The sequence below is a fragment of the Paraburkholderia sacchari genome (assembly GCF_000785435.2).
GTDB lineage: Bacteria > Pseudomonadota > Gammaproteobacteria > Burkholderiales > Burkholderiaceae > Paraburkholderia > Paraburkholderia sacchari.
Genome location: NZ_JTDB02000008.1, coordinates 64,385 through 88,866, shown reverse-complemented (window position 1 = coordinate 88,866; position 24,482 = coordinate 64,385). Strand labels below are relative to the sequence as shown.

The following is a 24,482-nucleotide window of genomic DNA, read 5'->3' as shown; positions in this document are numbered from 1 at the left end:
CGATGCGCTGGTTCGTTAAACCTGTTCGTTGAATTCTTGTTGAATGCATTCGTTCGGCATGGCAGCGGCGCAGCCGCCCGGATGCCTCATTTTAATCACGGCCTGGCAGCGCTGCCGTGAACCCGGCCCGGCGTCCGACCGTCCCTCCGATGGTTGCAAAGCGTACGCTGGGCGGGCATTGCGGCACAATACGCAAAACTACATAAAGCCATACCCGCATCGTCCGCCATGCCAGCACCCGCAAACCCCACTGCCGCACTCGACTACCAGACCGCTTTCCATCTCGCGCCAATCGGGCTCGTGCTCGCGCGCGAGCGCATCGTGGAGGACTGCAATGAGGCCGTTTGCGCCATCTTCCGCTGTCCGCGCGAGGCGCTGATCGGCCAGTCGTTTCTGGTGCTGTATCCGTCGGCGGTCGAGTTCGAGCGCATCGGCGAGCGCATTCCGCCCATCATGACGGCCCAGGGCAGCTACGCCGACGACCGCATCATGAAGCGCTTCGACGGCGAGCTCTTCTGGTGCCACGTCACGGGCCGCTCGCTCGACCGCGCGGAGCCGCACGCCGCCGGTGTCTGGACCTTCGAGGATCTGAGCGCGACACGGCGCGTGGCGGTCGAACTCACGCCGCGCGAGCGCGAAATCGCGGCGCAACTGGTCACGGGCAAGACGAGCAAACAGATCGGGAAAATTCTCGACATCAGCTCGCGCACGGTGGACATCTACCGTGCGCGGCTCATGCGCAAGTACGACACGGGCAACGCTACCGAACTGCTGCAGCGGCTGCTCGGAAATTGAAGCGGCATGAATGCCGCGTATTGACGGGGCGAAGACGAAGCGAAGAAGCGGCGCGCGCGGGACATGCGCACGCCGTAGAAGCCAATCAGCGCGCCTTCACGAGCGGAGCGTTTTCAATCGTCGCGCGCAGGCTGTCCGGAATCGGCACGGACTTGCCCGCCGCGTAGTCGATCCATACGCAGCGCGCATTGCCGCGCGCGTAGACGGTATCGGGATCATCCACGCGGCGCAGCTCGAAACCGGTATCGAAACTACTGCGGCCCGGCTCGCCCACCGTCATCGTGCAGACGATGTCGCCGGGGTAGTGCAACTGCTTCAGGAAATCCATCGACGCGTTCACGATCACGGGTCCCTGCCCGTCGCCCCTTTCGCGGCTCTCGCCACCTGCGCCGATGTGCTCGAACCAGGAAATCCGCACCTGCTCCATGTAGCGGAAATAGACCGTATTGTTCACATGGCCGAACGCGTCCATGTCGCCCCAACGGATCGGCATGGTCATTTCAAAAACGGGGTGATACTCACTCATTGCACTCTTTACACTCGTTGCACTGGAAATTCACATCAGGCCAAAGCCATCGTCGGCGGTAATAATCGATCCGTTCATGAACGCCGATTCATCCGCAGCGAGCAGCAACAACAGGCCGTCGAGATCGGCGGGCGTGCCCACCCGGTGGCGCGGCAGCATCGCGATGAGCTTCTGACCCTGCTCGGTCGCCCAGTGATGGTGGTTGATCTCGGTGTCGATATAACCGGGACAGATTGCATTCACGTTGATGCCATGCCGCCCCCACTCGAGCGCCATGGCTTTCGTCATATGCACCACGGCCGCCTTGCTGATCGAGTAGAGGCCGATTTGCGGCAGCACGCTCAAGCCCGCCACCGAGGCGATGTTGATGATGCGGTACGCCGGCTTCGACGCGCCGCCATTGCCGCGCATGATCATGCGTTTGGCCACTTCCTGGGCGACGAAGAAGGCGCCGCGGGTGTTGGTGTCGAACACGTACTCGAAGTCTGCGGGCGTGACTTCGGCCAGCTTCTGGGTGGTCGAGACTCCCGAGTTGTTGACGAGAATGTCGATGGTCCCCGCCTCGGTCTCGGCATGCGCGACCGCCGAGCGGATGCTCTGGTAATCCGTCACGTCGAGCGAGACCACATGCGCGGCCCCGCCGCCAGCCTCGATTTCGGCGCGCAATTCCTTGAGGCGCTCCACGCGCCGGCTCGCCAGCACGACCTTCGCACCGGCCTGCGAGAGCACTTGGGCAAAACGCTTGCCCAGACCGCTCGACGCGCCGGTGATCATTGCCACCTTACCTTCCAGATTGATCGAGCGGCCCATTTTCGCTTCCTGTTCAAGGATGAAAGAGCACCGGAATGCGCCACCGGCGGCGTGCCGGACATTCTGGCATAAAATAGAACGATCGTGCTAAAATTGATTCGTCAGCTTGCGGCCCGGAGGTCGTTACCCGACAATACGAACCCGAAAAAAGTATTCTAATGGCAAGAGGAGCTTTGATGACCCCCGCAAGTCTTTTGGAGCAATACGGCCCACGCGAGTCGATGGAATACGACGTCGTGATCGTGGGCGGCGGGCCGGCAGGCCTGTCCGCGGCGATCCGCCTGAAACAGCTGGCAGCGGAAAAAGGCGCTGAGATCGGCGTATGCGTGCTGGAAAAAGGCTCGGAAATCGGGGCGCATATCCTCTCGGGCGCGGGTGGGCGTCGGCAAGGATGGCGAGCCTACCGAGAACTTCCAGCTCGGCATGGAACTGCATGCCAAGTACACGCTGTTTGCCGAAGGCTGCCGTGGGCATCTGGGCCGCCAGTTGAACGAGCATTTCAAGCTCGGCAAGGACGCGGATCCGCAGGTGTACGGCATCGGCATCAAGGAACTGTGGGAAATCGATCCCGCGAAACACAAGCCGGGCCTCGTGATCCATACGGCGGGCTGGCCGCTCGAAAAAGACACCTACGGCGGCTCGTTCCTGTACCACATCGACAATAACCAGGTGATGGTGGGTTTCGTCGTCGGCCTTGCGTACCAGAATCCGTACCTCTCGCCGTTCGAGGAATTCCAGCGCTACAAGACGCACCCGGCGATCCGCAAGTATCTGGAAGGTGGCAAGCGCGTTTCGTACGGCGCACGCGCGATGACGGCGGGCGGTCTGATGTCGCTGCCGAAGCTCGTGTTCCCGGGCGGCGCACTCGTAGGCGACGACGCGGGTTTCCTGAACGCGGCGCGCATCAAGGGCAGCCATGCGGCGATCAAGACCGGCATGCTGGCAGCGGAAGCGGCGTTCGACGCGGTGCAGGCCGGCCGTCAAAGCGATGAACTCGCGGCCTATCCGGAAGCGTTCAAGCAGTCGTGGCTGCACACGGAGCTGCACAAGGCGCGCAACTTCAAGCAGTGGATGAGCAAGGGCCTGTACCTGGGCACGCTGATGGTGGGTGTCGAACAGAAGCTGCTGGGTGGCAATGTGCCATGGACGCTGCATCACCAGCATCGCGATCACGAGATGCTCAAGCCGGCGTCGCTGTGCAAGCCCATCGAGTACCCGAAGCCCGATGGCAAGCTCACGTTCGACCGCCTTTCTTCGGTGTTCATTTCCAATACGAATCACGAAGAGAACCAGCCCGCGCATTTGACGTTGAAGGATGCGAGCGTGCCGGTGAACGTGAACCTGCGCACCTATGCGGGCCCTGAGGCGCGCTTCTGCCCGGCTGCGGTCTACGAATTCGTGAAAAACGACGACGGCAGCGACCGCCTGCAGATCAACGCGCAGAACTGCGTGCACTGCAAGACCTGCGACATCAAGGACCCGACGCAGAACATCGTGTGGGTCACGCCGGAGGGCGGCGGCGGGCCGAACTACCCGAACATGTAAGATCGGAAAACGAGAAAACAAAGCCGCTCCCGGGAGCGGCTTTGTCGTTTCATGCAGGCGCGTGAGATCAGCCAACGATCAACTCGTCGCCAAATCCTCCAACCGCGCCCTCACGCGCGCGAGAACCGCACCCCACTCGCCCACCGCGGGCTGCCGAAACAGCTCGATCGAGTCGTACCATGGCGTGCGCGCCGTTTCGCTGCCCCAGAACCAGGCGGAAACATGGTCGATGAGCAAACTCGTCGGCGCCCCGAGCGCGCCGGCCAGATGCGCCGGGCCGCTGTCGATCGTCACCACATGGTCGACGCTCGCGATCAGCGCCGCCACGTCGTCGAAACCGGCCTCGAACTGCGCGGTCAAGTCAACCAGCTTCGCGCCGCGCGCGCGCCACGCCTGCGTAGCCGCACCGCGTCCCGGCGACAACACGAAGAACGTGAGGCCCGGCACCGTAAGCAGCGCACCGAGTTCGGCATCCGGAATCGAACGGCGCGCGTCGCGCACATGCGATGGATTGCCGTTCCAGACCAGCGCGACCGAGCGGCCGCCAGCCGGCATCGCCTGCGCGACGCGCGTGCGCCACGTTTGCACCCGCGCCGGGTCGGCGCGCAAATACGGCTCGCCCCACCCCGCCGACGCGAACACGCCCAGCCGCAATGGCAGGCTCATCAGGCCGCAGTGGTAATCAGGCCGCGTGACGAGCGAAGCTTCCAGCGCCACATCGGGCGGCAACATGCGCTCGAACAGATGCCGCATCGGCCCCGCGTAGCCGAGGATCACGCGACCGCCCTCGCGGCGCGCGCGCTCGGCCAGCGGCGCGAGGAAGCGGAACGCCCACAAACAATCGCCATTGCCCTGCTCGCCGTAGACCACGAGCGTGCGGCCCGCCAGCGATTCCCCGCACCAGGACGCACCGATCGACGCAAGTGCGCTACGCGCGCCATTGCCATCTCCGTCGAGTTCGAGGCGCGCCTCGTAGTGCTCCCAGCCCTCGGCATAGCGACCCGAACGGATCTCCAGCTCCGATAGATCGAAGCGCGCGTGGGGACTATGCGGCGTGAGCGCGAGCACCTCGCGCAACAGCGCCTCGGCTTCGGCAAAGCGCGTCTGCTCCTTCACGCACAGCGCAAGTTTGTGCAGGACAACAGGATGATTCGGGACGATGCGCGCAGCCGCGCGCAACTGCCGCTCGGCGCGCGCGAAGTCGTTGCGCGCCTGCACGGCCGCCGAGCGCCAGACAAGCGCGTTGACGTCATTCGGGTCGCGCTCGAGCAGCACCGCGCATGACGCTTCTGCGAGCGGCCACTCGCGTGCGACGAACGCCGTCTGCGCGAGTTCATGCATGAGTTTCGGATCGGCAACAGGATCGATTTGCGCGGCGCGCGTGAGGGCGAAGAGCGCCGCGCGTGTATGGCCGAAGTCACCGACGGCACGCTGGCGCAAGGCGCGGCCGAGCGCGAGCCAATCGGTTGCGCGCGCATCGGACTGCGCAACTCGCGACAGCAGCGGCGCGAGCGGGTCGTCGGCGCAAGCGGGCGTTGGCAGCGTCACGCCAGCGGGCAGCGCAAGCACGGAATTGCCTCGCGCGCGGCGATCAGGCGTCGCTGGCCGGGATCTTCGGCGTCGTCACGACAACGTCGCCGTTCTGCGCACGATGGCGCAGCGCATGGTCGATCAGCACGAGCGCGAGCATCGCTTCGGCGATCGGCGTCGCGCGGATGCCCACGCACGGGTCGTGGCGGCCAAAGGTCTCGACCGTGGCCGGATCGCCGGCCTTGTCGATCGAGCGGCGCGGCGTGCGGATGCTCGAAGTCGGCTTGATGGCGATCGACACGGTGATGTCCTGCCCCGTCGAAATGCCGCCGAGCACGCCGCCCGCGTGATTGCCGTGAAAACCGCCGGGCGTGAGTTCGTCGCCATGCTCCGAGCCGCGCTGTGCCACGCTCGCGAAGCCCGCGCCGATCTCGACGCCCTTCACCGCATTGATGCCCATCATGGCGTGCGCAATGTCGGCATCGAGGCGGTCGAACAACGGCTCGCCCCAGCCCACCGGCACGCCGCTCGCCACCACGTCGATACGCGCGCCAATCGAGTCGCCGTCCTTGCGCAAGGCGTCCATATAGGACTCGAGTTGCGGCACGATGTCGGCGTTCGGGGCGAAGAACGGGTTTTCGGGCACGTGCTTCCAGTCGACGAACGGCACGTCGATCTCGCCGAGCGCGCTCATGCAGCCGCGCACCTCGACACCGAAGCGCTCGCGCAGCCATTTTTTCGCGACGGCGCCGGCCGCCACCGTGGGCGCCGTCAGGCGCGCCGACGAACGGCCGCCGCCGCGATAGTCGCGGATACCGTACTTCTGCCAATAGGTGTAGTCGGCGTGGCCCGGGCGGAAGGTCTCGACGATGTTGCCGTAGTCCTTGCTGCGCTGGTCGGTATTGCGGATCAGGAGCGCGATGGGTGTGCCGGTTGTCACGCCCTCGAACACGCCCGAAAGGATCTCGACCTTGTCGGCTTCCTGGCGCTGCGTGACGTGACGCGACGTGCCCGGGCGGCGGCGGTCCAGGTCGATCTGGATATCGGCTTCGGTGAGCGCCATGCCGGGCGGGCAGCCGTCGATGACGCAGCCGATGGCCGGCCCGTGGGATTCGCCGAAGGTGGTTACGGTGAAAAGCGTACCGAGCGTGTTGCCGGACATGGCGGTGGTCCAAAGTAAATCGGGGAATCCAGCATTATGCCAGCCCGCGCGACGACCCGCCCGCGCGGCTTTTCCCTCCGCCGCCCGAGCCACGCCGCCTCCACGCCGCCTCCACGCCGCCACACTCAGCGCCGCGCGCCGCGCAACTCGGTTACCTTGCGCTGGAGTTCGTCAACCGTCACGTCCTCGGGCGCTACCGGCTCGCCCACTGCGAGCGTAAGCCGGCTCGTCAGCCCGCGCCGCACCGGCCGCTCCTGGCCCGACGCCCCATGCCGCGAGAACGCGCTGCCCCACAGCCCGCGCAGCGCCATCGGCACGACCGGCGCCGGATAACGCTTGAGGATCTCCGTCACGCCGTGGCGGAACGGATTCATCTCGCCGGTCTTCGTGAGCTTGCCTTCGGGGAAGATGCACACGAGCTCTCCATCGGCAAGCGTGGCGGCGCAGCGCTCGTAGGCCGCCGCCAGCAGCGCCGCGTCCTCGTGTGCCGGCGCGATCGGAATGGCCTTCGCATGCCGGAACAGCCAGCCGACCAGCGGCGAGCGGAAGATCTGGTGATCCATCACGAAGCGGATCGGCCTCGGGCTTTCGGCCATGATGACCACCGCATCGACATAGCTCACGTGATTGCAGACCAGCACCGCGGCGCCCTTGGCGGGAATGCGTTCGGCGTGCACGAGCCGCACGCGATAGACCGTATGCACGAGCACCCACGCCATGAAGCGCAGCAGGAACTCGGGCACCAGCGTGTAGATGTACGCAGCCACGACGATGTTGAGCAGCGCAGTCGTGAGAAAGATGCCCGCAATGCCGACGCCGGCGGCAGTGAGCGCCATCGCCATGAGCGCCGAAACGATCATGAAAAGCGAGTTGAGAATGTTGTTCGCGGCAATGATGCGCGCGCGATGGCTGGGCGCGCTGCGGCTCTGAATCAGCGCGTAGAGCGGCACGCTATAGAAGCCGCCGAACATCGCGAGCAGGAACAGGTCGGCCAGGACGCGCCAGTGGGCGAGCGTGCGCACGAACTCGCCCACCGAAAGCAGATGCGACGCGGCGGGCAGCGCATGGCTCGCGAAAAACAGGTCGATGCCGAAAACGCTCATGCCGATCGAGCCGAGCGGCACGAGGCCGATCTCGATGCGCCCGCGCGACAGCCGCTCGCACAGCATCGAGCCCGTGCCGATGCCCAGCGAGAACATGGCAAGCAACAAGGTCACGACATCGGGATCGGCGGACAGCACGTCCTTGGCGAAGTTGAAGAACGAGGCCAGAAACGTCGCGCCAACGAACCACAGCCACGAAATCCCGAGCAGGCTCAGGAACACGGTGCGGTTGCCGTGCGCGAGGCGCAAGTTGCGCCAGGTCTCGGAAAATGGATTCCAGTTGATGCGCAGTTCCGGTTGCGGCGGCGCGCAGGGCGGCACGAACGCGCTGGCCACACGGCCGATCAGCGCGATGGCGATACATAGGCCGCCAAGCCACCAGGCGCCCGCCGGCGTCCCGGCCGGGAGCATGGCGGAAGCGGCGTTCGACGCGACACCGGACGCCGCGCCGGACGCGCCAATGCCAGCCATGAGCCCGCCCATGATCGTCCCGACCAGGATCGCCACGAAGGTGCCCATCTCCACAAGCCCATTGCCGCCGACGAGTTCGTCGTCCGCAAGCTTTTGGGGCAGATACGCGTATTTGATAGGCCCGAACACCGTGGAGTGCACGCCCATCAGGAACGTGCACAGATAGAGCAGCGGCGCGCTGTGCATCCAGAAACCCGTCGCGCCGATCAGCATTACCGCGATCTCGAAGGTCTTGACCCAGCGCGTGAGCACGGCCTTGTCGAACTTGTCGGCGATCTGTCCCGACGTGGCGGAAAAGAGCACGAACGGCGCGATGAAAATCGCCGAGATCAGGAACGCCACGGTTTTCGGATCGACGCCGGAAAAGCGCGCGGCCTGATAGGTCACGAGCGACGTGAAACCGATCTTGAAAACGTTGTCGTTCATCGCACCGAGGAACTGCGTCCAGAAGAACGGCGCAAAACGGCGCTGGCGCAGCAGCGCGAACTGCGAGCCATGACCGCTCGCTTCGCTTGCCGCGCGCTGCGCGACGGGCATCGGACTTTCGCTCATCAAGTGGGATTCGTGCTGTAGGAAGGGAGGACCAGACGCGAAAAAGCGCGCTAAACGCGCGCTTTTCATGCGGATTGGTGCGAACTTGTGCGAACTAATGCGAGTTAGTGCGAAACGGCCCGCGCGCGCGGGTCAGCGCGCGGCGCCGGATCAACGCCCCGAATGCTGCTCTTCCTCGGGCCAGTCGCGAATATAGGCCTTGAGCAGCTTGTTTTCGAAGCCTTGCGCCTCCACCACCGCCTTCGCCACGTCGTAGAACGAGATCACGCCCATGAGCGAGCGGCTATCCATGACAGGCAGGTAGCGCACGTGATGCTCGAGCATCATGCGGCGCACTTCGTCGACGTCGGTTTCGGGCGTGCACGTGATGGGATGGTCGTCCATCACCTTGCGGATCGTGGTGGTGCCGACGCTGCCGCCATTCGCGCTCACCGTCATGATGATCTCGCGGAACGTGAGCATGCCAACCAGGTCGCCGTACTCCATCACGACGAGCGAGCCAATATCGCGCTCTGCCATGGTATTCACCGCTTCGTGCAGCGACGTGTCGGGCGTAACGGTATAGAGCGTATTGCCCTTGACCTTGAGAATGTCGCTCACACGCATGTTGTGTCTCCTGTGCCGAGGAGGCCTGGCCATAGCGGGCCGGGCCTCATTCCTTGCAAAAAATATGGGGGCAATGCCGAAAAAAGAATTGTTACTTCTTTTCGATGCTATCGGAAAGGCCAGCAAAAGGAAAGCCGCGGGAAAGCCACAGCAAAGCTAGAGCAAAGCCGGCCGGTTGGCCTATGCCGTTGGGCCAGCAAGCGCCGCGCCCGCGATCCGTTGCCACGCGCCCGGCAAGCCGGCGCGCCCTCGCCGCCCGCCCCTGCGGCGCGCCCCAGCGAGCGCAGGCCGGTGTTACGATGCCAGCACCTTTCACCCGACGCCGGTTTGCGCCGGCCGTGCTGCCACGATGTCCGATCCACGCTTCGACACGCTCGCGCTGCATGCCGGCGCCGCGCCCGACCCCGTCACCGGCGCCCGCGCGACGCCGATTTATCAGACCACGTCGTTCTCGTTCCGCGACACCGACCACGCGGCGGCGCTCTTCAACATGGAGCGCGCGGGCCACGTGTATTCGCGCATCTCGAACCCCACCGTCGCCGTGTTCGAAGAGCGCGTAGCAGCGCTGGAGGGCGGCGCGGGCGCGATCGGCACCGCGAGCGGCCAGGCGGCGCTGCATCTGGCGATCGCCACGCTGATGGGCGCGGGCTCGCATATCGTGGCGTCCACGGCCCTCTACGGCGGTTCGCACAACCTGCTCGACTACACGCTGCGCCGCTTCGGCATCGCCACGACCTTCGTGAAGCCCGGCGACCTTGACGCCTGGCGCGCGGCCCTGCGGCCTGAAACACGCCTGCTGTTCGGCGAGACACTCGGCAATCCGGGGCTCGACGTGCTCGACATCGCTGGCGTCGCGCAGATCGCGCACGAGCACCGGGTGCCGCTGCTCGTCGACTCGACCTTCACCACGCCGTATCTGCTGCGCCCGTTCGAGCACGGCGCCGATTTCGTCTACCACTCGGCCACGAAATTCCTCGGCGGCCACGGCACGACCATCGGCGGCGTGCTGGTGGACGGCGGTACCTTCGACTTCGACGCCTCGGGCCGCTTCCCCGAACTCACCGAGCCCTATGCGGGCTTTCACGGCATGGTGTTCAGCGAGGAAAGCAGCGTCGCGCCGTTCCTCTTGCGCGCACGCCGCGAAGGCCTGCGCGACTTCGGCGCGTGCCTGCATCCGCAGGCCGCGTGGCAACTGCTGCAAGGCATAGAGACGCTGCCGCTGCGCATGGAGCGGCACGTGACGAATACGCGGCGCATCGTCGAATTTCTCGATGCGCACGAAGCCGTGCGGTCGGTCGCCTATCCCGAACTGCCCGGGCATCCCGACCACGCGCTCGCCCAACGCCTGCTGCCGCGCGGCGCGGGCGCCGTGTTCAGCTTCGATCTGGCGGGAGGCCGCGAGGCCGGCAAGCGCTTCATCGAATCGCTGTCGCTTTTCTCGCATCTCGCGAACGTCGGCGACGCGCGCTCGCTCGTGATCCACCCGGCCTCGACGACGCACTTCCGCATGGACGAGGCCGCGCTCGCCGCCGCCGGCATCGGCGCGGGCACCATCCGCCTCTCGATCGGCCTCGAAGACCCCGACGACCTGATCGACGACCTCAAACGCGCGCTCAAAATGTCACAGAAAGCGCCACAACAAGTGCCCCAGAAAACCGCCCCGGCCGGCAAGGAGGCGTCATGATCGTCGACGTCGCGGGGCAAGCCGCTTACGCCTACACGGGCGGGCGCGCATTCGATCCGGCCCGGCCAGTGGCGGTGTTCGTCCACGGTGCTCAGCACGATCACAGCGTGTGGGCGCTGCAATCGCGCTATTTCGCTCACCACGGCTTTAGCGTGCTGGCCGTCGATCTGCCGGGCCATATGCGCAGCGCCGGTCCGGCACTCACGAGCATCGGCGCGCTCGCCGACTGGCTCGACGCTCTGCTCGCGGCGCTCAAGGTGGAGAAGGCGTTCGTCGCCGGGCACAGCATGGGCTCGCTGGTCGCGCTCGAATTTGCCGCGCGCCACCCCGGGCGCACCCGCGCCATCGCACTGCTCGCCACCGCCGTGCCGATGGCCGTGTCACCCGCGCTGCTCGATGCCGCGCGCGAGCGCGAACCGGAAGCCATCGCGCTCGTGAACGCGTGGTCGCATTCGACGCTCGCGGCTAAGCCTTCGAGCCCGGGCCCCGGCTTCTGGCTGCGCGGCATGAACCAGCGGCTGATGGAACGCGTCTCGGCGCGCGGCGCGCCGCAGCTCTTTCACGCCGACTTCGCGGCCTGCAACGCCTACGCGGACGGGCTCGCCAGCGCGGCCAAAGTGAGCTGCCCGGTGCGTCTGATCGTCGGCAAGCGCGACATGATGACTCCGCCGCGCGCGGCGCACGCGCTCGCCAGTGCGCTCGCGCAGGCCGGCGCACCCGTCGATACGGTGACGCTGGATGCCGGACACGCACTGATGACCGAGCAGCCCGACGCAACGCTCGACGCGCTCTTTGCCTTTGCGATGCAACACGGGACACCGGCCAGGAACGGTTAAGGGGCTGCGGCGGCCGCGGTTGCATGGCAGTCCGGATCGCCGCAGAATAATCGAATGAGCGGCCCTTGGCGCAGCAGCACGCAGCGCGCAAAGGAGGAGACGACGATGAGCCATCCCACCCATACTGAGCACTTCGCGAATTTCGCGCAGTTCTATCCGTTCTATCTGAGCGAACACAGCAACCTCATGTCGCGGCGGCTGCATTTCATTGGCTCGCTGGGCGTGATCGGCTGCCTCTCCATGGCGATCGCCACGGGCGACTGGCTCTGGCTGCCCGCCGCTGTGGTATGCGGCTACGGGTTCGCCTGGATCGGCCACTTCATGTTCGAGAAGAACCGCCCAGCCACGTTCCGGCACCCCATCTACAGCCTGATGGGCGACTGGGTCATGTTCTCGGATATCTGCCGCGGAAAGATTTCCATCTAGCGGCCCACGTACTTTCCCGGCGCTTTTCGTTAAAGCGCCCTCCCCTCAAGCCGCTGGGTGCGGCAACCCCGGTTGGTCCGCGCCCGCCTCGGCAATGCGGGCCAACTCGCGCCTCGCCGCCAGCAGCGACGCGAGCGATATCGAAAGCTTGTCGTTGTCCAGCGCGCCGAGCAGCGCCGCGGCGTCGATATCGCTCGATTTGAGCTGATACGCCAGTTCCTTACGATCGACCACGAAGCGCGCGTAAATGCGTTCCACCGAGATGCGCGCAGGGTTCGCGATCAAAATGTAGTGGGGCTTCTCGCCGTCCTTTTCCAGCCGGCCAATCAGTTCGTCCTCCTCCAGATCCGTCACGAGCCGCGTGACGGTGGCGAGGTCGCGCCGCAGCAGTTGCGCGAGTTGCTCGGTTGTGCTGCCTGGCTGGCCCGCGTCGCGCGCGTCCGCGAGTCCCGCGAGCAATTCCAGCGCGTCCAGCAGGTCGCTGCCGGGAAAGCGCGGCCGGTTGAAACGTCCGGTGCGGATCTCGGGCAACGCCGAAGTGATCATCGCGCCCACGAGCGTGATGAACCAGCTCAGATACATCCACAGCAGGAACATCGGCGCCGCCGCGAATGCGCCATACACCGCCGTATAGGTGGGGATGCGCCGCACGTAAAGGCCGAAGCCGCGCTTGGCCAGCTCGAACGCAATGGCCGCCGCGACGCCGCCCACCACCGCGTCGCGCCACTCCACCCGGCAATTCGGCAGATAGACGTAAAGCATCGTGAACGCGAACACCGTGAGCGGCAGCGAAGCGCCGATGAGCATCCAGTCGAACAGCATCGAGACGTGCTGCTCGGTGGCGAGCGCGGCCGAACGCGTGAACAGGTACGACGAAATCGAGAGACTCACGCCGATCAGGATCGGCGCGAGCGTGAGAATCGCCCAGTACACCAGCACGCGCTGCGCGAACGGCCGCGCCTTGCGCACGCGCCAGATCACGTTGAACGCCGACTCGACCGTCATCATCGTCATGACCGAGGTGACGAACAGCACGATCATGCCCATCGTCGTGAGGCCCTTGGCCTTCGACGCGAACTGATTGAGGTACATGAAGATCTGGCTGTTGATCTGCGCCGGCATCAGGTGGTCGGCGAGAAAGTCCTGCAGCGAATTCTGGAACGTCGCGAAGATCGGAAACGCGGTGAAGAGCGCGAACGCCACCGTGGCCAGCGGCACGATCGAGAGCAAGGTGGTGAACGTGAGGCTGCCCGCCACCTGCGGAATACGGTCTTCGCGGCTGCGCCGCGCGGCGAAGCGCGCGAGCCGCTTCACGATATCCAGATCGATCCGTAATCTCGACAACACGTCCATTGGCCTTGCCTTTTCCAGACAGCGCACCGCATTTTGCGAAAACCGGGCGAAAAACCAGCGAAAAACTGGCTGAAAACTCGCGGCGAACCCAGCCCCTATAATATCCCGTCCACCGACGAGGCCCGATGAAACCGATTCTTGTGCTCTATTACAGCCGCCATGGCGCGACCCACGAACTGGCGCGCGTCATCGCCCAGGGCATCGACAGCGTGCCGGGCGCCGAAGCGCGCGTGCGCACGGTGCCGCCCGTGTCCACGGTCTGCGAGGCAAGCGCGCCCGACATTCCCGACGACGGTCCGCCCTATGTGGAGTTGCGCGACCTCGAGGAATGCGCGGGCCTCGCGCTCGGCTCGCCCACGCGCTTTGGCAACATGGCCGCCCCGCTCAAGTATTTCCTCGACGGCACCACGCCGCAATGGCTCGCGGGCGCGCTCGCCGGCAAGCCCGCCTGCGTCTTCACGTCGACCGGCAGCCTGCACGGTGGCCAGGAAAGCACGCTGCTCTCGATGATGTTGCCGCTCCTGCATCACGGCATGCTGCTCGTGGGCATTCCGTACACCGAAAGCGCGCTCACTTCGACGCAAAGCGGCGGCACGCCGTACGGCGCATCGCATCACGCGCGCGCCGACGGCCGCAGCCACGGCCTCACCGCCGACGAAAAAGCGCTTGCCGTGGCGCTCGGCGTGCGGCTCGCGCGGGCGTCGCTCGCGCTGTCGCAAGGCGAGCGGCCATGAACGGCGGCGAGCCGCCCGTGCCAGCCTCTTCGGCCCGCATGCAAGCCGGCATCGCCGAGCGCAGCGGCGCGCCGGCCGCGCTCGGCGCATTCGTCATGCTCGCCGCGCTCACGCTGCTGTGCCTCGCGTGGGAGTGGAAACTCGCGCCGCTGCGCCCCGGCGGCAGCGCGCTGGTGCTCAAGGCTTTGCCATTGGCCGCCGCGCTGCCAGGCGTGCTGCGGCGCCGCCTCTACACGCTGCAATGGGCGTCGATGCTGGTGCTGCTCTACTTCGCCGAGGGCATCGTGCGCGGCATGACCGACCCTGCGCCCGGCAACCTGCTCGGCTGGATCGAGGCCGCGCTGGCCCTCGGGTTCTTCGGCTGTGCGCTCGCGTATGTCGCGCCGTTCAAGCGCGCCGCGCGGCGCGCCAAACGGGAAAACGCGTGAATATGCACAAGCGCGCAAACGTGCATCAGCGCGCACACCCGGCGGCCACTGCCCGCGCCTTGACCATCCGGTCCCCCGGCATGTCACACTAACCCCACACTAACCCTTTAGCCAGAACCGCATGCCGGCGCGGTGCGCACGGGGCGCTTGTCAGTGCCCCGGCACCGCCGCCCGGCCCTGGAGACAACCCGCCGCCATGACCCCAAGCAACGCACTCGTCCGCCAAGCCTTCCTCGACGCCTGCGCCAGCGCCATCGGCGCACAGCACGTGCTGACCGACGCCCACGACACCGCGCCCTACCTCGCCGACTGGCGCAAGCGCTATGAGGGCGCCGCATGCGCCGTGCTGTGTCCCGCGAGCGCCGACGAAGTCGCCGCACTCGTCAAGCTCGCGCACGAACATCGCATCGCGCTCGTGCCGCAAGGCGGCAACACCGGCCTCGCGGGCGGCGCGACGCCCGACACGAGCGGCCGCCAAGCCGTGCTCAGCCTGCGCCGCCTGAACCGCGTGCGCGAGGTCGACACGCACAACAACACGATCACCGTTGAAGCGGGCGTGATTCTCGCCGAGGTCCAGGCGCGCGCCGCCGAGGCCGGGCGCCTCTTTCCGCTCTCGCTCGCGGCCGAGGGCAGTTGCACGATCGGCGGCAATCTCTCGACCAACGCGGGCGGCACCGCCGTTCTGCGCTACGGCAACACGCGCGAGCTGTGCCTCGGCCTCGAAGTGGTGACGTCGCAGGGCGAACTCTGGGACGGCCTGCGCGGTCTGCGCAAAGACAACACGGGCTACGACCTGCGCGATCTTTTCATTGGCGCGGAGGGCACGCTCGGCATCATCACCGCCGCCGTCATGAAGCTGCATCCGCAACCGGCCGCGCGCGTCACGGCGCTCGCGGGACTCGCCTCGGCGCACGCCGCGCTCGACTTTCTCGCGCTTGCGCAGCGCTTTGCCGGGCCGCTCCTCACCGGCTTCGAGCTGATGTCGGACTTCTGCATGCAACTGGTCGGCCGGCATTTCCCGCAGTTGCGCTACCCGTTCCAGCAGCGCCACGCGCAAGTCGTGCTGCTCGAACTCTCCGACAACGAAAGCGAGGAGCACGCGCGCGCGCTCTTCGAGCGCCTCATGGAAGCCGCGCTCGAAGAAGGTTTCGTGGAAGATGCCGTGGTCGCGGAAAGCCTCGCGCAGTCGCAGGCGTTCTGGAATATCCGCGAGCACATTCCGCTCGCGCAGGCACAGGAAGGGTTGAACGTGAAGCACGACATCGGCGTGCCGATCTCGCGCATCGGCCATTTCATCGAGGAAACCGACGCCGAAATCGCGCGCACGGTGCCCGGCGCGCGCATGGTCACGTTCGGCCATCTCGGCGACGGCAATCTGCACTACAACGTGCAGGCGCCCGAAGGCGGCGATCCGAAGCGTTTCCTCGCGGAACAGGAGCCAACGCTGAACCGCATCGTCTACGACAGCGTCGCGCGCCATCGCGGCACGATCAGCGCGGAGCACGGCCTCGGCCAGTTGAAGGCCGACGAGAACGCGCACTACAAAAGCGAAGTTGAACTCGCGCTCATGCGCGCCGTGAAAACCGCGCTCGACCCGCTCAATCTGATGAATCCGGGCAAAGTCATCCGCTGAACGCGGAAATGAACGCCCAGGGAGGCGAAGTGAAAGTTCGTGTGCTATCCGACCTGCATCTGGAAAACGACGAGCCGGACACGATCCCGCACGCACAGGCCGATCTCGTCGTGCTCGCGGGCGACATCCACAATCATGGGCTGGGCCTGCGCTGGGCGGCCGAGACGTTCGACCCGCAGGTGCCCGTGATCTATGTGCCGGGCAATCACGAGTACTACGACGGCGAACTCGGCGCGCTCGAAGCGGCCATGCGCGACGCCGCGGCGACGCTCGACAATGTGCACTTCCTGAACAACGCGACGTACGTCGATCCGGCGGGCCGATTCAGGGTGCTCGGCACGACGCTATGGGCGGATTTCGCGCTGTTCGGCGCAGATGAAGCCGCGGTCGATGCGGCGATCGAAGCCGCGAAGCGCGTGATGCTCGACTTTCGCGGGCTGATTCAGGTGTCGTGGCCCGCGAGCCCCGAGTCCGCCGCGCGCGATTTCACGCCCGCGGACTCGCTCGCGCTGCACGCGCATGCGCGGGCCTGGCTCGAAGCGGAACTGGCGAAGCCCTTTGCGGGCAAGACGATCGTCGTCACGCACCATGCGCCGCATCGGCTGAGCCTCGCGGCGCGCTACGCGGACGATCTGGTCTCGGCGGGATTCGTGAACGACCTGGGCGCGCTGGTGGGCCCACCCGCCGCACTCTGGATACATGGCCACACGCACACCTGCTTCGACTACACCGTCGATGCCACGCGCGTGGTGTGCAACCCGCGCGGCTATCGCGACCGGCGCACCGGCCAGCCGGAGAATCCGGCCTTCGCATGGGACAAGGTGGTGGAGATCTGAGCGACGCTCAGCGCGGGTCGCGCGTGCGCTGCACGCGCAGCTTGACGGGTTGAAGCTGCGCGCGCCGCATGCGCAGCAAGTCGCGCGACGCGGCGATGCCGATCAGGCCCATCATCACGGCGATGCCGATCATCGTATGCATATCCATGGAAAACCTCGGGTTCTGGCGGATTGACGTTGGAGTTCCGCCACCTTACCAAGCCGCCGCGACGGTGTGCGTAAGGAAGTGTTGCGATCGCCCGAAGCTGTAACAGGCTGTCACGGCACGCCGTCAGCGCGTCCGCATCACCGCGCCGAGTCGCGCTCCCGGCCGGCTCAGGTCCGCGCGAACTGCCGCAGCTCGGCCTGGTCTTCGGCCATCGTCGCGGGCAGGTTCTCGCGCAGCAGTTCGACCCACGTGCGGATCTTCGCGTCGAGATACTGGCGCGACGGATACATCGCATAGACATTCATGCCCTGCGACTTGTATTCGGGCAGGATCCAGACGAGATCGCCGCTGCGCAGCCCGCCGATGGCCGAATAGATCGGCAAGAGCCCGATGCCCATGCCCTCGCGCACCGCCACGGCCGCCGCCTCCGCGACATTGACCTGAAACGGGGCCGCGCCGAGGTCGATCGTCTCCTCTCCGTCCGGACCGCTGAATTGCCACTGCGAGGCCGGAAATACCGGCGTCACCATCTGCAGGCAGCGATGATTCGCGAGGTCGCGCGGCGTTTGCGGCACGCCGTGGCGCTCCAGGTAGGCCGGCGACGCGCACGCGATGCTGAACGCGCTCGTCAGTCGCTGCGAGACGAAACCCGAATCGGGCAGATCGGTGGCCAGCACGAGCGCGACGTCGTAGCCCTCGTCGAGGATATCAGGCATGCGCTGCGCAAGCGTGAGATCCACCTGCACGTCCGGATACAACTGCTGATACTGCCCCACCGCAGGCACCACATAGTGCTGGCCGAAGCTCGTCATGGCGTGAACCTTGAGCCGGCCCGAAGGGCGCGCATGCGCATCGCCGGCTTCGGCCTCCGCCTGGTCCACGTAGGCCAGGATCTGCTCGCAACGCTGGAGGTAGCGCTCGCCGGCCTCGGTAAGCGCGATGCGGCGCGTCGTGCGATTCAGGAGCCGCGTGCGCAAATGCGCCTCCAGATCGGAGACCGCGCGCGACGCGTAGGCCGTCGTCGTATTCAGGTGCTGGGCGGCGCCGGTGAAGCTGCCGGCTTCCACCACCCGCATGAATACCCGCATGTTCTGAAGCGTATCCATAACAATCCTTGGGCTAACTTTTAGCTGACGGACGAATTGTTACATATCCCGCAAAATCGATTGTCTCAAATCACGTAAGAATGCCTTGCATCCTTACTGGTTATTCGTCAATCCATCAAAAAATATAATGCGGTACATCAAACTATGCATGGAAAAGGAGTAAATCGTGCAGTCTCCGGTACCGAAAGGACTAGCCGCACTCACGGTTCTTACGTTCTCGTTGATAATCGCGGGCTGCGCCAGTACCGGGGGCATCGCACCGCAAGCGAAGCACACGGACGCGGCCGAGCTGGACGCCGGCTCGGCCATCCGTGCCGCCGACAACGACGCGCAATGGCCCGCCAGCGACTGGTGGCGCGCCTATAACGACCCGCAGCTCAATGCGTGGATCGAGAGCTCGATCGCGGGCAATCCGTCGCTTGCCGCCGCCCAGGCGCGCGTGCGCGAGGCGCGCTCGATGGCCGGCGTCGCGCAAGCGGGGCTCCTGCCGCAAATCAACGGCAACATGTCAGTGCAGCGCCAGCAATGGGCCGACAACGTCTTTTACGGGCCCGGCCCGCTCGCCGGCGCCAACACCTGGAACAACACCGCCGCGCTCGGCCTCTCGTACCACCTCGATCTCTGGGGCCAGGACAAGAACGCCGCCGAGCGCGCGCTCGACATGGCGCACGCCACGGCCGCCGATGCGCGCGCCGCGCAGCTCGAACTCGAAGTGAACGTGACGCGCGCGTACATCGATCTTTCGATGAACTACGCGTTGCTCGACATCGCCAAGCAAAACCTCGCCGAGCAGCAGAAAATTCTGGCGCTCGCGCAAAAGCGCCTCGCGGGCGGCATCGGCACCCAGCTTGAAGTGAGTCAGGCCGAAACGCCGCTGCCCGAGCACGAGCGCCAGATCGACGCGCTCGAGGAAAGCATCGCGCTCGACAAGAACCAGCTTGCCGCGCTCGCGGGCAAGGGCCCCGGCGCGGGCGAATCGATCACGCGCCCGATGCTCTCGCTCGCCGCGCCGGCGGGCCTGCCCTCGGCGCTGCCGGCCGAGCTGATCGGCCATCGCCCCGACGTGGTCGCGGCGCGCTGGAGCGTCGCCGCGCAGGCGCGCGGCATCGACGTCGCGAAGGCCCAGTTCTACCCGAACATCGATCTGCTCGTCTCGATGGGCGGCTACGCGGCGGCCGGCCCGCTGTTCCAGTTCCTCAAGTCGATGAGCGGGAGCTACGCGGGCGGCGCGGCGCTCTCGCTGCCGATCTTCGACGGCGGGCGCCTGCGCGCGCAGCTCGGCGCGCAATCGGCGGCCTACGACATCGCCGTCGAGCAGTACAACCAGACGCTCGTGAGCGCACTCAAGCAAATTGCCGACCAGGTCGTGCGCATGCGCTCGCTCGCCACTCAGGAAGACGACGCGCATCGCTCGGTCGCAGCCGCGCAGCGCAACTACGATCTCTCGCAGGCCGGCTTTCGCCGCGGGCTCAGCGACTACGTCAACGTGCTGATCGCGCAGACGCAGTTGCTGCGCGCGCAGGAAGGCGTCGCGCACATCCAGGCCGCGCGCCTCGCCGCCCATGCGACGCTGGTGGCGGCGCTCGGCGGCGGCATGATCGATCCGGCGGGCGGTCCTTCGGCGGCAGGCCCGACGCAAGCCGAGCAATTACCCGCGCACGGCAAAAAGACCCGCGACGTGCCGCTCATGCCGGCCGCGCTGTTCGCGCCGAAGCTGCCGGACGTGGACACGGCCCGTGCCGCCGGTACGGGCGGTTCGGCCAAGGCAGCCGATTCGGCCACCGCCCACTGAGGCCGGCGAAGATGTCAGCGTCCTCTCCCACTTCCACGCCAGCCGGCGGCCCGCGCGTCTTTCAGGCGTGCGCCGACTGGGCGCGCACCGACGGCCTCGTCTGGCTCTACATTCTCAAGGCGATTGCCGCAGCGCTGCTCGCGCTCGGCGTGGCGATGAAGCTCGACTTGCCGTCGCCGCGCACTGCGATGACCACGGTGTTCATCGTGATGCAGCCGCAAAGCGGCCCCGTGTTCGCGAAAAGCTTCTACCGGCTCTGCGGCACCCTGGTCGGCCTCGTGGTCATGCTCGCGCTGATCGGCGTGTTCGCCCAGCAGCCCGAGCTCTTCATCGCCACCACGTCGCTCTGGGTCGGCATCTGCACGGCGGGCGCCGCGCGCAACCGCAACTTCCGCTCGTATGGCTTCGTGCTCGCGGGCTACACGGCGGCGCTGATCGGCATCCCGGCGTCGCAGCATCCCGATGGCGCGTTCATGTCCGCGATGACGCGCGTGGCCGAAATCTCGATTGGCATCCTCGCGTCGGGCTTCGTGAGCGCCGTGGTGTTTCCGCAGTACACGGGCGAGCTGCTGCGCGCCACGGTGCGCCAGCGCTTCTCGTCGTTCGTCGACTACGTGTCGGCGGCGCTGGGCGGGCGCGTCGAGCGCCCGCGGATCGAAGCGACCAACGCGCGTTTCGTGGCCGACATCGTCGGCTTCGAGGCGAGCCGCAGCACGGCCGTGTTCGAGTCGCCCGACGCGCGCATGCGCGCGGGGCGCCTCGCGCGCCTGAACACCGAGTTCATGACCGTATCGACGCGCTTTCACGCGCTGCATCAGTTGATGAACCGCCTGCGCGAGAGCGGCTCGACCGTCACCGTCGACGCGCTCGAACCGTACTTCCGCGAAATCGCGCCGCTGTTCGACAAGTCCGGCGAACCGGTGCTCAGCGCCGCCGATGCGGTGCATGTGGCCGCGCAGCTCGAGAACTATCGCGCGACGCTGCCGAGGCGCGTGCGCGAAACGCGCGTGCAGCTCGAAGCCGATCTGGACCAGCAAGGCAAAAACGCGGACACCCGCGCCGCGCGCCTGCTCGACTTCGACACGGCCACCGAGCTCTTCTACCGCTTCGTGCACGAGATGAACGAATACACGGCGACCTACGCTTCGCTCGCCGTCGACACGCACTCGCGCGAAAAATGGGTCGCGCGCTATGAGCCGAAGACCAATCTGGTCGCGGCCGGCGTGGCAGGTTTGCGCGCGGCCATCGTGATGGGCCTGCTCGCCACGTTCTGGATCGCCAGCGCGTGGCCGAGCGGCGCGAATCTCGTGCTCACCGCCGCGGCCACCTGCGCGTTGGCCTCGGCCTCGCCCCAGCCCGCGCGCATGTCGAGCCAGATGGCGGGCGGCACGATGCTCGCTTCGGTGGTCGGCATGTTCCTCACGTTCGGCGTGTTTCCTCACATCGACGGCTTTCCGATGCTGTGCGTCGCGCTCGCGCCGGCGCTCGCCTTCGGCGTGTTCCTCACGACCCGCCCGGCGTATATGGGCTACGGCATGGGCTACTGCATCTTCCTGTGCTTCCTCGTGGGTCCGGACAACGTCGTGCAATACAACCCGGCCGGCTATATGAACGACGCGCTGGCGCTCGTCATGTCGATGATCGTGACGGCCGCCGCGTTCGTGGTGCTGCTGCCGCCCTCCGCGCCGTGGCTGCGCAAGCGCCTCCTCGCCAATCTGCGCGGCCAGGCCGTGCATGCGTGCCGCTCGCGCTGGCTCGGCGCGCGCGGGCTCGCGGGTCTGCGCAATCGCTTCGAAAGCGGCGCGCGCGACCTGATGTTCCAGTTGCACGCGCTCGCCGGCAACGACGCAGCGTTGCGCCAGGACACGCTGCGCTGGATGTTCGCGACGCTCGAGATCGGCAATGCCGCGCTCGATCTGCGCGAGGAGTTGGCCGCTGTGAAGGAGCACGCGCCATGGCGCGACGCCGCCGAGGGCACGCTCAAAGCCACGCTCAAAACGGTGAGCGCGCTGTTCGAGCGCCCCGACGCGAACCGCCACGCCACCGCGCTCGCCACCACGCGCGCCGCCATCGCGGCTTGCCAAGGCGTGCTCGAACGGATCGTGCAGGACAACGCGCCGCGTGAAACGCGCCATCGGCTGCAGCGCATCCTGAGCCATCTGCATTTCATCCGCACCGCGCTCATCGATCCGCAATCGCCGTTCGCCGCGTATTTGAACCAACCAACGGATCAACCCCGTACCCCGCCAGGAGCCAACCATGCCGCGTGACGTCGCGTTTCTCGACGCCTACCTTCCCGCGATCGTCCTGCTCTTCATTCTGGGCGCGGCGCTCACGTGGGTGCTCGATTCCTTGCTGGCACGAACCGGCATCTACCGGATCGTGTGGCACCCCTCCCTCTTTCGCGTGAGCCTGCTCGTGGTCGTGTGCTGCGTGCTGGGGCTCGCCATTTATCGCTGAACTCGCTGAACTCGCTGCAATAGCGCAAACCGCCGAACCGGTTTCAAACGAATCATGACTATCCGAAACATCATTGGCTTTCTCGCGACAGCTCTTATTTTCGCCGTCGCCATTCTGGTCGGGCGCACCCTGTGGGTGCACTACATGGACGAGCCCTGGACCCGCGACGGCCGCGTGCGCGCCGAAGTCGTGAACATCGCACCCGACGTCTCGGGCGCTGTGGTCGAGTTGCCTGTGCACGACAACCAGTTCGTGCACAAGGGCGACCTGCTGATGCAGATCGACCCGTCGCACTACCAGATTGCCGTGGAGCAGGCACAAGCTGCCGTGGCCGCGCGCAAGGCCGAACTCACCATGAAGCAGGACGACGCGCGCCGCCGCGCCGACATGGACAGCCAGGTCGTCTCGCAAGAAAGCCGCGAGAACGCCTCGCACACCGCGAACTCGGCGCAGGCGCAGTACCAGCAGGCGCTCGCCGCGCTCGACGCCGCGAAGCTCAACCTCGAGCGCACGCGCGTGGTCTCGCCGGTGGACGGCTATATCACCAACCTCCAGGTGTTCCGCGGCGACTACGCGAACGCCGGCCAGGCGCGGCTTGCCGTGGTCGACAGCCACTCGTTCTGGGTCTACGGCTATTTCGAGGAAACCAAGCTGCCGCGCGTGAAGGTGGGAAACAAGGCCGACATCAAGCTGATGAGCGGCGGCACGCTCGAAGGTCATGTGGAAAGCATTTCGCGAGGCATCTACGACCGCGACAATCCGCAAAGCCGCGAACTGCTCGCCGATGTGAACCCCACCTTCAACTGGGTGCGCCTCGCGCAGCGCGTGCCGGTGCGCATCCACATCGACAAGGTGCCGGACGGCATGACGCTCTCCGCAGGCACGACCTGTACCGTGGTCGTGAAACCGGGCGCGTGACCTGAAGCGCGCCTGAACATCACTAATCAATGGTTGTCCGACAGTCAATCGCCTGAACCTGCAAAACTTATCCCGGCACGCGCATAAATTCCTGATTCTTTGACGCGTATCAACACAAAAACACGCGACAGCTAAGAATATTCTGATTTCTGTGGCCTTCGCAAAGTGAATCGCGTGAGCTTTCTTTACGAGCACGTTCCGTCTATCTTCACACGCGCCCTTACGGCGCCGACCCGCGCCGCCACGCATACGCCGGCGCTGCCGCGCATCGTCGTGCTGGGACTGGGCAATCTGCAATGGGGCGACGCCGGATTCGGCATGCGCGCGATCGAGCGGCTCAAAACCGGCTGGCAATGCGCATCGCATGTCGAGTTCGTCGCGGGCGGCACCGAGGGACTCGCGCTCCTGCCGCTCGTCGAGTCGGCACAGCGCATGCTCGTCTTCAACTCGGCCGACTTCGGCTGTGCACCCGGCACGCTGTGCGTGCGTGAAGGCGATGAAGCCGTGCAGTATCTGCACACGCGCCCCGTGAACCTGCATCAGATGGATTTCGCCGATGCGCTCGCCTGCGCACAGCTCAAAGGCCGCTATCCGCGCGAACTCGTGCTGATCGGCGTGCAACCACATGCGCACGACGCGTATGGCACGGGACTCGGCGCTGCTGTGAGCGCGCAGATCGATCCCGCGGTGGAACTCGCGTGCCGCCGGCTGCGGCGCTGGCATGCGCACCCGCGCCCACTCGTGCAATCCCTCGTGCAGCCCCTCGTGTAGCCCCTCGTGTAGCCCAATACCGCGCGCAAAGCCTCGCGGCGCTCGTGAGCATGCACTGACCTCGCGCGGCGCGCGTAAAGGTGAATCGGCGGGCGTGTCTGCGGGCAAGTCCGCGGGCGAATCGGTGGGCGAATCGGTGGGCGAATCGGTGGGCAAATCGGTGGGCAAATCGGCGGATCCACCCACGGGTGAACCCGCGTTGCCCGCGCCCATTGCACTGCACTATCCTCGACCCTTCAGAGCCGGATCCAGCCGCC

General features: G+C 66.2%; 22 protein-coding genes and 1 pseudogene. 14 read left to right on the top strand and 9 right to left on the bottom strand.

The window, feature by feature from the left end:
* Nucleotides 1–228 precede the first annotated feature (228 nt).
* Complete coding sequence (locus tag NH14_RS24570) at nt 229–795, top strand: LuxR C-terminal-related transcriptional regulator (RefSeq protein ID WP_035530924.1); 567 nt, start codon at nt 229–231, stop codon at nt 793–795.
* Between the two features lie 85 nt (nt 796–880).
* Here the strand turns inward: NH14_RS24570 and NH14_RS24565 are convergent, their stop codons facing one another.
* Together NH14_RS24565 and NH14_RS24560 are read right to left on the bottom strand one after the other, a co-directional pair.
* Nucleotides 881–1,321, bottom strand: a complete 441-nt coding sequence (locus NH14_RS24565; protein WP_035530922.1) for an acyl-CoA thioesterase — start codon at nt 1,319–1,321, stop codon at nt 881–883.
* 30 nt (nt 1,322–1,351) lie between these two features.
* Entirely contained in the window at nt 1,352–2,131 is a 780-nt protein-coding gene (locus tag NH14_RS24560) for an SDR family oxidoreductase (protein WP_035530920.1), read from the bottom strand.
* Between the two features lie 176 nt (nt 2,132–2,307).
* Here NH14_RS24560 and NH14_RS24555 point away from each other — a divergent pair.
* Nucleotides 2,308–3,676, top strand: a pseudogene (locus NH14_RS24555) (electron transfer flavoprotein-ubiquinone oxidoreductase).
* 78 nt (nt 3,677–3,754) lie between these two features.
* Here the strand turns inward: NH14_RS24555 and NH14_RS24550 are convergent.
* The 4 genes from NH14_RS24550 to NH14_RS24535 form a co-directional block, all read right to left on the bottom strand.
* Nucleotides 3,755–5,245 (bottom strand): tetratricopeptide repeat protein, encoded by a 1,491-nt coding sequence (locus NH14_RS24550; protein ID WP_244143475.1) that lies wholly within the window; start codon nt 5,243–5,245, stop codon nt 3,755–3,757.
* A 22-nt stretch (nt 5,246–5,267) separates the two neighbouring features.
* Nucleotides 5,268–6,368, bottom strand: coding sequence for a chorismate synthase (gene aroC / locus NH14_RS24545; protein ID WP_035533658.1), 1,101 nt, complete (start codon nt 6,366–6,368; stop codon nt 5,268–5,270).
* Between the two features lie 125 nt (nt 6,369–6,493).
* Nucleotides 6,494–8,494 (bottom strand): MFS transporter, encoded by a 2,001-nt coding sequence (locus NH14_RS24540; RefSeq protein ID WP_035533656.1) that lies wholly within the window; start codon nt 8,492–8,494, stop codon nt 6,494–6,496.
* 150 nt (nt 8,495–8,644) lie between these two features.
* A complete protein-coding gene (locus NH14_RS24535; RefSeq protein WP_035533653.1) occupies nt 8,645–9,100 on the bottom strand; it encodes a CBS domain-containing protein in 456 nt (151 codons plus the stop codon).
* Between the two features lie 349 nt (nt 9,101–9,449).
* Here NH14_RS24535 and NH14_RS24530 point away from each other — a divergent pair, with 349 nt between their 5' ends.
* The 3 genes from NH14_RS24530 to NH14_RS24520 all read left to right on the top strand — a co-directional run bounded on the left by NH14_RS24530 (nt 9,450) and on the right by NH14_RS24520 (nt 12,046).
* The gene (locus NH14_RS24530; RefSeq protein WP_035533652.1) at nt 9,450–10,784 is read left to right on the top strand and encodes an O-acetylhomoserine aminocarboxypropyltransferase; all 1,335 of its coding nucleotides are present in this window, start codon (nt 9,450–9,452) and stop codon (nt 10,782–10,784) included.
* Nucleotides 10,781–11,620, top strand: a complete 840-nt coding sequence (locus NH14_RS24525) for an alpha/beta fold hydrolase (protein WP_035533651.1) — start codon at nt 10,781–10,783, stop codon at nt 11,618–11,620. Before NH14_RS24530 ends, NH14_RS24525 begins: the two co-directional genes overlap by 4 nt.
* A 105-nt stretch (nt 11,621–11,725) precedes the next feature.
* Nucleotides 11,726–12,046, top strand: a complete 321-nt coding sequence (locus tag NH14_RS24520) for an Mpo1-like protein (RefSeq protein WP_035533702.1) — start codon at nt 11,726–11,728, stop codon at nt 12,044–12,046.
* A gap of 45 nt (nt 12,047–12,091) precedes the next feature.
* Here the strand turns inward: NH14_RS24520 and NH14_RS24515 are convergent, their stop codons facing one another.
* Nucleotides 12,092–13,399: a YihY family inner membrane protein gene (locus NH14_RS24515; RefSeq protein ID WP_176329275.1), complete on the bottom strand. Its 1,308-nt coding sequence runs from the start codon at nt 13,397–13,399 to the stop codon at nt 12,092–12,094.
* Nucleotides 13,400–13,524: 125 nt separating this feature from the next.
* On the opposite strand from NH14_RS24515, the gene wrbA reads away from it, so the two are divergent.
* From wrbA to NH14_RS24495, 4 genes are all read left to right on the top strand, one after another.
* A complete protein-coding gene (gene wrbA, locus NH14_RS24510; protein ID WP_035533649.1) occupies nt 13,525–14,133 on the top strand; it encodes an NAD(P)H:quinone oxidoreductase in 609 nt (202 codons plus the stop codon).
* A gap of 38 nt (nt 14,134–14,171) precedes the next feature.
* On the top strand, nt 14,172–14,561 hold the full coding sequence (locus tag NH14_RS24505) for a DUF2069 domain-containing protein (protein WP_035533699.1): 390 nt from the start codon (nt 14,172–14,174) through the stop codon (nt 14,559–14,561).
* Between the two features lie 196 nt (nt 14,562–14,757).
* Nucleotides 14,758–16,194 carry an FAD-binding oxidoreductase gene (locus NH14_RS24500; RefSeq protein WP_035533648.1) on the top strand — a complete coding sequence of 479 codons (1,437 nt, stop codon included), beginning with the start codon at nt 14,758–14,760 and terminating at the stop codon, nt 16,192–16,194.
* 29 nt (nt 16,195–16,223) lie between these two features.
* The gene (locus tag NH14_RS24495; protein ID WP_035533697.1) at nt 16,224–17,030 is read left to right on the top strand and encodes a metallophosphoesterase; all 807 of its coding nucleotides are present in this window, start codon (nt 16,224–16,226) and stop codon (nt 17,028–17,030) included.
* Between the two features lie 7 nt (nt 17,031–17,037).
* On the opposite strand, the gene NH14_RS24490 is transcribed toward NH14_RS24495, so the two are convergent.
* Both NH14_RS24490 and NH14_RS24485 read right to left on the bottom strand, forming a co-directional pair.
* Nucleotides 17,038–17,178: a hypothetical protein gene (locus NH14_RS24490; protein WP_167556515.1), complete on the bottom strand. Its 141-nt coding sequence runs from the start codon at nt 17,176–17,178 to the stop codon at nt 17,038–17,040.
* 167 nt (nt 17,179–17,345) lie between these two features.
* Nucleotides 17,346–18,284 carry a LysR family transcriptional regulator gene (locus NH14_RS24485; RefSeq protein ID WP_035533646.1) on the bottom strand — a complete coding sequence of 313 codons (939 nt, stop codon included), beginning with the start codon at nt 18,282–18,284 and terminating at the stop codon, nt 17,346–17,348.
* 166 nt (nt 18,285–18,450) lie between these two features.
* Here NH14_RS24485 and NH14_RS24480 point away from each other — a divergent pair, with 166 nt between their 5' ends.
* The 5 genes from NH14_RS24480 (at nt 18,451) to NH14_RS24460 (ending at nt 24,225) form a co-directional block, all read left to right on the top strand.
* On the top strand, nt 18,451–20,076 hold the full coding sequence (locus NH14_RS24480) for an efflux transporter outer membrane subunit (RefSeq protein WP_084225936.1): 1,626 nt from the start codon (nt 18,451–18,453) through the stop codon (nt 20,074–20,076).
* Between the two features lie 11 nt (nt 20,077–20,087).
* Nucleotides 20,088–22,346, top strand: coding sequence for an FUSC family protein (locus tag NH14_RS24475; RefSeq protein ID WP_052148513.1), 2,259 nt, complete (start codon nt 20,088–20,090; stop codon nt 22,344–22,346).
* The gene (locus NH14_RS24470) at nt 22,336–22,536 is read left to right on the top strand and encodes a DUF1656 domain-containing protein (protein WP_035533645.1); all 201 of its coding nucleotides are present in this window, start codon (nt 22,336–22,338) and stop codon (nt 22,534–22,536) included. Before NH14_RS24475 ends, NH14_RS24470 begins: the two co-directional genes overlap by 11 nt.
* A gap of 54 nt (nt 22,537–22,590) precedes the next feature.
* Nucleotides 22,591–23,454, top strand: coding sequence for an efflux RND transporter periplasmic adaptor subunit (locus NH14_RS24465; protein ID WP_035533644.1), 864 nt, complete (start codon nt 22,591–22,593; stop codon nt 23,452–23,454).
* 174 nt (nt 23,455–23,628) lie between these two features.
* Entirely contained in the window at nt 23,629–24,225 is a 597-nt protein-coding gene (locus NH14_RS24460; RefSeq protein ID WP_161790889.1) for a HyaD/HybD family hydrogenase maturation endopeptidase, read from the top strand.
* Nucleotides 24,226–24,482: the final 257 nt, after the last annotated feature.